7 protein-coding genes are annotated in these 8,650 nt (G+C 29.5%); 1 reads left to right on the top strand and 6 read right to left on the bottom strand.

The genetic code is table 11. The features are described from left to right. Nucleotides 1-131: 131 nt before the first annotated feature. The 5 genes from cbpJ to HMPREF2795_RS09235 form a co-directional block, all read right to left on the bottom strand. Nucleotides 132-1,121, bottom strand: coding sequence for a choline-binding protein CbpJ (gene cbpJ, locus HMPREF2795_RS09250; protein WP_075228709.1), 990 nt, complete (start codon nt 1,119-1,121; stop codon nt 132-134). Between the two features lie 18 nt (nt 1,122-1,139). Continuing rightward, a complete protein-coding gene (locus HMPREF2795_RS09245) occupies nt 1,140-2,117 on the bottom strand; it encodes a trypsin-like peptidase domain-containing protein (RefSeq protein ID WP_148131302.1) in 978 nt (325 codons plus the stop codon). 114 nt (nt 2,118-2,231) lie between these two features. Next, on the bottom strand, nt 2,232-2,471 hold the full coding sequence (locus tag HMPREF2795_RS10680) for a peptidase (protein WP_148131301.1): 240 nt from the start codon (nt 2,469-2,471) through the stop codon (nt 2,232-2,234). 259 nt (nt 2,472-2,730) lie between these two features. Continuing rightward, a complete protein-coding gene (locus tag HMPREF2795_RS09240; RefSeq protein WP_000351861.1) occupies nt 2,731-3,015 on the bottom strand; it encodes a hypothetical protein in 285 nt (94 codons plus the stop codon). Between the two features lie 29 nt (nt 3,016-3,044). Then, on the bottom strand, nt 3,045-4,814 hold the full coding sequence (locus HMPREF2795_RS09235) for a DUF4365 domain-containing protein (RefSeq protein ID WP_075228708.1): 1,770 nt from the start codon (nt 4,812-4,814) through the stop codon (nt 3,045-3,047). Nucleotides 4,815-5,101: 287 nt separating this feature from the next. Here HMPREF2795_RS09235 and HMPREF2795_RS09230 point away from each other — a divergent pair, with 287 nt between their 5' ends. Continuing rightward, the gene (locus tag HMPREF2795_RS09230; protein WP_075228707.1) at nt 5,102-7,390 is read left to right on the top strand and encodes a tetratricopeptide repeat protein; all 2,289 of its coding nucleotides are present in this window, start codon (nt 5,102-5,104) and stop codon (nt 7,388-7,390) included. Here HMPREF2795_RS09230 and HMPREF2795_RS09225 read toward each other — a convergent pair. Next, nucleotides 7,374-8,615 (bottom strand): glycine hydroxymethyltransferase, encoded by a 1,242-nt coding sequence (locus HMPREF2795_RS09225; protein ID WP_075228706.1) that lies wholly within the window; start codon nt 8,613-8,615, stop codon nt 7,374-7,376. The genes HMPREF2795_RS09230 and HMPREF2795_RS09225 overlap by 17 nt on opposite strands. Between the last annotated feature and the right edge of the window lie 35 nt (nt 8,616-8,650).

Below are 8,650 nucleotides of genomic sequence, written 5' to 3'. Positions count from 1 at the left end.
TAGATTATACAATTTTTCAAACACATATAAAAACTTTCTTAAAATCATTTTAAATTACAAAAGAGAGAATCACACTCTGATTCTCTCTTTTACTATGTTAAGTATCAACTACAGTTTAACATTAGCCTTCATTACTTAACCCATTCACCGTTATAGTTTACGTAATAACCACCCACTGTGGTATTAACAGCTAAAGCACCTGAATCATAGGCATAGTACCATTTACCATTTACTTGGAACCAGCCTGTCTTCATATCTCCATTACTTGCATTTAGGTAGTACCAAGTTGAACCATCTTTCATCCAACCAGTAGACATTGCACCTGATGAACGAAGGTAGTACCAACTGTTGCCAACATAAGCCCAACCTGTCTTCATATCACCATTTTGAGCATCTAGATAATACCAAGTTGAACCATCTTTCACCCAACCTGTTGCCATAGCACCTGATGAACGGAGATAGTACCAGTTATTACCTAGATATTGCCATCCTGTTTGCATTGCAGCAGTTGTTGGATCGAGGTAGTACCAAGCTGAACCATCATTTATCCAACCTGCACGTCTTTCACCACCAATAAAGTTTTCTCCATTAATTTCAGTTTTAGCTAGATAATACCAATTAGACTGATCATAAAGCCAACCTGTCTCTAAAGAATGATTCTGATTAAAGTAATAGTTCGTGTAATAACGCTTCTCTTCTTTGTCTTCACGTTTTTCCCCGTACTTTCTTCCAACACTGTCTTTAGTTTTAATCTCTAATGCTTTCCAATCAACAAACTCTTGTAGCACTCCATTCTGATCGAAGTAGTACCACTCTGACTTTGGAAAACCTTCTAATCTGATACCATTTGGGTAAGGACCAATTGTACTACCTTTAGATGGAAACGGGATATATTGCCAGCCGACAACCATCTCTCCAGATAGAGAATCAAAATAATAGTACTTACCATCAATCACTCGCCAGTAGGTTTCTTTAAGATCACCCTTTTTGTAGTAAGTTCTTCCGTTTTCTTGGACAAACTGCCATCCTTCAGAATCATCTGCAAATACTGTATTGGTAGCTAGCAAACCAAAGAAAATTGCTGTTAGTCCAACTTGCATAGTTTTTTTCAAAAGTTTCATTTATATATACCTCCAATATTAAATCAACTCACCAGATGAAGCGAAATTATAAACTTTACCATCGATAGTTTGGCTACCTGTAACCATTGATCCACTTGAATTGAGATAATACCAGTTTCCTCCTACTTTTATCCAACCTGTTTTCATGTCTCCATTAGTAGGATCTAGATAGTACCATGTTGAACCATCTTTATACCAACCAGTCTTCATATCACCATTTTTATTATCTAAGTAATACCATCTGCCTCGTACATATTTCCAACCTGTTACCATCGAACCAGAGGATTCAAGGTAATACCATTTTCCGTTTACTTTTTGCCAATCTGTAAGCATCTTACCTGAAGCATCTAGATAGTACCAAGTATCATTTATTTTCTGCCAACCTGTTTGTTTCGTACTATTCTTATAGTAATACCACGTACCACTAATCAATTTCCAACCATCAATAGAATGTCCCTCAAGGATGGAATAAATAAAGGATAGGTTTTGTTCATTTAATTTTACTGCCAAATTAACAATATCTGATCCTCTTGATTCAGTTCCTATGTGTACACCTACGACACGATGTGAAGCATCATAGACAGCAGCACCACTAGCACCACCATATGTATCTACATTATAATATAAAAAGTCCCCTGTATCACGTATTACATTTCTAGTATCTGTATACATCTGTACAGCTTCAGAAAGCGCTGAATAACCTGTAACAGTTACATTCAAACCAGAAAGATTTGTGGATAAAGATGAGAGACCAAGTGTCCCTGTTTTAGTCCCAATAGGCTCTTCTAAAACTAATAACGCTAAATCATTCTTTGAATGCCTACCTGGATTGTCTGACACATAATTTTTTAGATAGTAATATTTCTTTACTTTTACTGTACCAAATGGAGCTTTATTGGGTGTAGCAGCAGGAGTAACATATAATTCTTCAGCATCTTTTCCAAACTCATGTTTATAGATATTATGAGCTGCAGTAATAAGAATATTGTCCTTTATAAAATTAGCACTCCCCCTATAAGTTTTGTTTTTACCATCTTCTACACCATGAAATACAGACTCTACATAGACTGATGTAGAATAAGGATATTGTAAAGTATTCTCAATCGAAACTTAGTCGTTACTCCCAATAATTGCTTCCGGCTGACTTGTAAAAAATTGACCGTAAGTCGGTGAAATATCTGGAAGTGAATAACTACTTGGTTCTGGACTTTCTTGTAAAGTTTCACTTACCTCATATTCTTCACCTGTATTAGTAATAACAGTCAAAGCAGATACTGTCGACAACTGGCTAGCCAATAAAGTACTCGCAATAATTGAAATACCCAATTTTTTATAAAAATTTTTCTTCATTATTTTTATCCTCCTAATGTGATTATAGCATACTATCCTAATCTTTTCAATATATCAACCGATAAAATTACGGTATCTTCTCATTGGTCTTGTATACTATTGTATCTATCAGGAAAATACACTTCAAATTTATTTAATATATATAAAATAGACCATTCCAGAATCTACTTTAATCTATATTAATTTTGATCACAGTTTTTCTTCTTAGTGATGTATATCTTTTTTATTTTGATATTACCTTTTATTTTTAATTCCTTTTTTATTCCAAAATTACAGTTGCGCTGAGTTCATAATTGCAATAAATATCTAATTCATTTTCAGAATTACCACTAAACACTCCTCCACCTTTTTTACTAAAGATAAACTTAACAAAATAAACTTCTAAATCACCTTCATACTCCACTTCAACTTCAAAATTAGAACCTGCTTCTATATCTTCTACCTGATCAAAATAATCATTAAGGAAATCTCTTGCAAAATAATTTAGTTTAGGTTTCAAAAATTGTGGTACTGAATTATAATACATTACTTTCTTTATGTCCATATGTTATTTCCTTCTAATCTTCTTTAATTTTACAATAATTTCAAATACAAAGCATAAATAGGAAAATCTATATATCTTTCTTTCGTCTCATTATCCAGTTTATTCCAAAACAAGTCAGCTTGTGGTTTTGATTTTAATAAAACTGATGAGCCAAAACAAAGTTCATAGTTATCATTACTATTTACTAAAATGTTGCTCAGAATCTCCATTTCTTTGCTGTTTAATTTACGAACTCTAGATTTTATTTGAAGGTCATTTATTATAGCCATCTCACAATTTTTGGAGTATTTTAAGTTCCAGTCAGAAAGACATTGTGCCCAATTAAGCAATAACTCACTTCTAGAAACATCTTCTGCCTTATCAGCAGCCACAACTATTTTTATAATAGTGTTGTTAGTTCCTTCATATTTCAATTGATTATCAACTAATATTTGGTAAGAGGCAATAACCGAATCAAAATCACAATTATCTATTTTTAACCAGTCATTTGGTTCTAAAACTTCAAAGATTGAAATGTAGGACGAATCTTCACCTTCACCTCTCCTACACCAAGGAATTTCAGTAAAAATGTCTATCATAGTTCCAATATTATCTGTCTCAAAGTCATATAAGGTAATAATGTGGATATTAGCAATTCTTAGGTGAAGTAATTTTGATTCATTATAATTTAAGGCAACTTTCTTCTTTAGAATAAGGCCTAAATTGAGAATATTTAGATTTCTTAGAGATTGTTTATCAAAGTAAGTTAGATCAACCTCTTTTTGTATCCCCATATTTTCCATGAAGTTTGAAATCTGTACCAATTCCTTTATCTCAGTCTCTAAATCACGTGAAGTAATATCCAATATTGACTGTTCATCTAGTTCTATTGTATTACCATTGAGCTTGTAATATCCGAATTTTCCTAGTTCTTGAAGTGCCTGAGTGCACTTTATGGCTTTTGATAACATATTAGGTCTTGTGTAGTTAAATGTGAATTGTTTCTTCTTAACATCAAATGACATTTTAAAACCTTCACCAAAATGGAGTTGTACACTCCCATCAGGGAATCTATGCCTTTTTACATTTTGAAAAATAGTATTCCCGATTGTAATAATTAGATCTGTTTCCTCGTAAGTTTCGACAACCTTTATTGTATTTTCAAGTGGTACTTCAATACCAGTTAAAGGATCTTTATAATAAATGAAGAGATCATTCTCTTCCTGATAGTTAAAGATCTCTCCTTTTTCTTGACCATAATAATAGAATTTAAGGTTACTATCATCAGAGATATCTTCAACTGAAATACCATCAACATTTATGAAGCTATATTGCTTACGACTATTTGTTATAAAATCGACTAGCATAGGGTACAGTTTTTGTTCGTCTAATTCATGAATCTGTACAGAAAGTTTCTTATTGCTTGTTGTTTTATTTTTAAAATTACTTTTTTTAATTAGCTTCTTTATAGAAAGAGGAGGTAATGATTTATAGTAGATATTTCTTAAATCACCATCCTCGCTTAACCAAACTACGAATAAAACTACACCACCATTTTTTGAATATAATTCTAAATCACTTATGTCCAACGAGAAGGATTTCAATTTATTCTTCTGTTGCCTTGTAGCTTTAATTTGAACAGGCACTTTACCAAATATTTCACTTCTTTTCTCACTAGAAGTTTTAAGAACATGAATCTCACCATCCCAGACTGGAGTTTTATCATTACTATCAAAATAAGTCTGAAGTAAACTATGTCTATTTATGAATGTTGTCAGATATGAAACACCTAATGTCTCAATTTGTCTATTATTTGCCAAATTCTAACCTCGATAAATAACTATCTCTCTATATATTACATTATACCATTAACAAAGAAAAACATATAGCATACCACCGCTATTTTGCTTAAACTGAAAATATAAAAATCACAACTATACTATAAAATTTCCTTTTATAAATTAAATATCCTTATCTAAGTTCACAAGAGAAAATGTGCACTTAATGCGAAAATTCAAGACTAAAAAATCATTATACAAATCAAACTACTAAAAATGAATTTATGGTATACTAGTGATAATAAATAGTTATCGGTAGGAGAATATTTATGTACTATGGACGCAACAATGAAATAGAACAGCTAAAACACCATTTTAAGTATTCTAGCAATGATAAAAATAGTTTATTCATTATAAATGGTTTTAGTGGCAGTGGCAAGACTGAATTAGTTAAAGAAGTTAGCCAACAAATATATAGAAATAATAAAGAAATTTTTATTTTATATGTTGATGTTGCAAATGATGGATTTGAAAGTAATAAATTTTTTGAAAATTTATTAAAAGGAGCTTATATAGCTACTCAATTCAGGAGAAATCTTTGTTTATCTATACCACATAAATATTCGTTCTCAAATTATTTAAGAAAACAAAAACTAACCAACTTAACATTGAAGCATAGTTTTAAACTTATCAAATCACTAATTTCATTAAACGTTCCGTATAAGAAAATTATTGACTATCCTTGGGAGGAAGTTATTTCTGAAATAAAAGAAGAAATTTTCGAAAGTGATCTATATTTACGTTACTTCTATAATATTTCAAAAAAAATCAGAGTTAACATAATTATTGATAATTATCAATTTTTACCTGATAATATAAAAATAAAATTTGAAGATGATTTCAACACACTTCAAAAAGGAATTTCTTTGACCATAATACATCGAACTGATGAAGCTGTCAGTTTAGTTGATAAATTAGATAAATTAGATACATTAGATAATTATACTTCTAATGTATTAAATTTATCTTATCTGACAGAAGAAGAGTGTAAATTATTAATAAATAATCAGATTGATTTTCTAGATAATACCATGTTAAATCAAATTTGGCAGTTAACTAAAGGAAATTATAAAGAAATTGAATTAATTATTAATAAACTGGCAGACAACCCTAATTCAGAACTACTTAGTATTTCTGACATTTATAATAAACTTTCAGACACTCAAAAAAATATTCTGATTATATCATCAATTTTTCCAGCTGGAATGAGTAAAGAAATAGTTTTTAACTACATAAAATCTATTATAGAGGACACAACTGAAGTATCGAATTCGTTAAATGCTCTTATTAATGCAGGCTTTGTATACATTAATGGAGATACAAATGATAAGATAAAAATATCACATGAATCAATTGTTAATAGTATATTAAATCAAACTACTGATTCTGATCTTAAATTAGTTACAGAGAATCTTAAAATATATTTAGAACAGACTATCTTATCCATAGGAATAGGTGGTGAATTAGCTTACTTAATTCACTGCTTAATACATATCAGTAGTCTTGAAGAGTTAAGACAAAATATAGAATACATAAAAAAATTACTCGAAATAGAATATAGAAAAAATTCTTATTTTTATATCGTATCTTTGAGTAAAAAGATATTTAATTTAATAGAATTATTACCAGAGAAATATATACATTATATTTTGAATTCACATCAATGGACTTCAAATTTTAATGATGGTTTAACAATTCTTAGAAATCTTAAAGTTGAGTATTATTCGGAAAATATAAATTTATATTATCCTAGATTTTTAATTCAACTATATGAATTTAATGAAGCGTTAAATTTACTAGAAAAATTAGAAAACAACTCAGGAAATTTGCTCTATAAATTAAACGCTTATGGACATCTAGGTAAAGATAAAGAAGCAATAAAACTTCTTAATGAAACTCTTAATGCAGTAGAAAAAGATGATTTTTATTATATTATTTTACGAAATTCTGCCCATTATTTTCCAATTGAACAAGCTACTAAAAATCTCAAATTAGCATTAGAGTATTTTCAAGTGAATGAGCAGTATATTCCTGTTGCAACTGTATATAATAATTTAGGAGTTATTTATACATGGAATAGAGAATATGATTTAGCTTTAGAAAATCTCAACAAAGCAGAAAAAATACTAAAAAAATATGATTCAAATGAAATTTTTGAATCATATTGTAATAAATCAGTTTTATTTCTAATGAAGAAAGATTATCAACAATCTCTAGAATATATCAATAAATCACTTCAAATGTGTCCTAGATCTTTAACTTTAGATGTTCGTATGCTTAAACTAAATAAATTAGTTGTTGAATTGGTGTCTGAAAATATTTCTCTTATAGATTTTCAGAATTCTTTAAGATACTTTGAGTCAGAAATTCCACTAATAGATGATCCTTGGTATAAATTTCAAGTTGTATACAATCTAAAACAAATTAGTGATATTCCTTCTGTTTATGATCAATCATATATTGAAAATTATAAGGATGGATTAACTAAATACTATATACTAATTCCATATAAAAATTATAATTTTTGTCTTGGTCTATCTCCTAATTGGAGATATTAATCTTTTTGTGATATTTGCTAATGAGTTCAGAGTGTATAGAGTAGTTGAATTGTTTATATTTTAGTAAATTAGCTACTAGTTCAGCTAATTTCTGTATATCAGGCTCTGTGTATCCTAAATTTGTAATACCAACTGTTCCTAACCTAATTCCTGAAGTAGTCATTGGACCATATATATCATTCGGAATTTGATTACGATTAACCAATATTCTATGCTCGAAAAGTAACTCTTCTGCTTCTTTACCATTAAAGTTTAGATTTGATAAGTTGATTAAAACAACATGAGTTTTTGACTGTTTATAGATGACATCGATTCCATAGCTAGTTAAGCAATCTATTAACAGTTGAGTATTTTTAAGGACTTCTTTAGCATAACTTTGAATATCTATTGACAATAATTTAATTAAACATATACATTTAGCAAATAATGCAGATTGTGTCGGACCCCCTTGAGTTCTAGGAAAAATAGAATAACTTATTTCTCTTTCAAAAGAGCTACGATAAACTAGCACACCTCCTTGAGGTCCACGTAAACACTTATCCATTGTAAAAGTAGCAAAATCTACAAAAGGGAAAATTGCCTGATGAATATCTGCCATAATATACAAGACACTATGGCAGATATCTGCCAATATGAGAGTGTCAGGACTAGTTTCTTTAACCGTCTTATAAATTTTTTTATAATTAAACTCATTTCCATACGATGAAGCACCGACAACAAGTAATTTGGGTTTATATAGCTCTAATAATTCCCTTAGCTCAATAAAATCTACTTTTAAATTATTATCTAAATGATAATATATAACCTTACCTCTACCTGTGTAAGTGTGTGAAATATGTCCCCCGTCTTTTGGTGATAATGATAGAATAAAATCATCTCTTTCTAAAACTCCATTATAAACAATTTGATTAGCCTGAGTTCCAGAATTTGGTTGTAAACTAACTCGATAATCATTGGACCTTATATTAAAGAGTTTGCAACACAATTCCTCAGCGTATAATTCAATATCATCTAATGAAGTACAATGAGGAAAATAACGTTTTTCAACAACGCCTTCAGTTGGAAGTGTAGAAAGTGGAAAGCTTTGTATTTTTAATACTTCGTTGAATGGATAGCTAATACAAGCAGCAAGATTTATGATACTATTTTGATCTTGATTATATGATTCAAGAATTTTATTCAATCTCTGATAAATTTTTCCTTCAAACTTATTAGTTATATACACTTATTTCTCCTATCGATAACTATTTATTATCACTA

It is taken from the genome of Streptococcus sp. HMSC056C01 (genome assembly GCF_001811305.1).
Lineage (GTDB): Bacteria > Bacillota > Bacilli > Lactobacillales > Streptococcaceae > Streptococcus.
This window is presented reverse-complemented; position numbering and strand designations above follow the sequence as displayed.

What these genes read in the sequence shown, in the direction of transcription:
- HMPREF2795_RS09240 (WP_000351861.1), bottom strand. Translation starts at nt 3,015, where the DNA reads ATGGACATAAAGAAAGTAATGTATTATAATTCAGTACCACAATTTTTG.
- HMPREF2795_RS10680 (WP_148131301.1), bottom strand. Translation starts at nt 2,471, where the DNA reads ATGAAGAAAAATTTTTATAAAAAATTGGGTATTTCAATTATTGCGAGT.
- HMPREF2795_RS09230 (WP_075228707.1), top strand. Translation starts at nt 5,102, where the DNA reads ATGTACTATGGACGCAACAATGAAATAGAACAGCTAAAACACCATTTT.
- cbpJ (WP_075228709.1), bottom strand. Translation starts at nt 1,121, where the DNA reads ATGAAACTTTTGAAAAAAACTATGCAAGTTGGACTAACAGCAATTTTC.